Source organism: Alkalihalophilus lindianensis (genome assembly GCF_032843265.1).
Classification (GTDB): domain Bacteria; phylum Bacillota; class Bacilli; order Bacillales; family Bacillaceae_D; genus Alkalihalophilus; species Alkalihalophilus lindianensis.
In genome coordinates, this window is sequence record NZ_JAWJBA010000406.1 from 1 (window position 1) to 267 (window position 267).

Sequence of the window (267 nt, forward strand, 5' to 3'; positions counted from 1 at the left end):
TGCAGCCGCGCCTGCTCGTCATCGAGGCGCCCTCCGAGTTTCACCCGCCCAAGCGCTACCGCAACGCCTTCGGGCAGCTTCTGGAGCACAGCCCGTACTGCGAGCGCGACTTCCGCCCGCCGAGCGAGCTCGTGACGAAGGACGAGGCCGGGCGCTTCACCGTCCTCATCAAGAAGCACGGCAAGCTCTACCCGTACGTCTACCGCTACCACCCGTTCGACGTGGTGGGCTGGGACGGGCAGATGTACCCGTACGCCATCTCGATCC

At 66.7% G+C, this 267-nt stretch carries 1 protein-coding gene; it reads left to right on the top strand.

All coding sequences use genetic code 11. The annotated features are described in order from the left end of the window. Nucleotides 1-267: homogentisate 1,2-dioxygenase (locus RYX56_RS22790; protein ID WP_317124180.1), on the top strand; the 267-nt coding region annotated here is incomplete at both ends.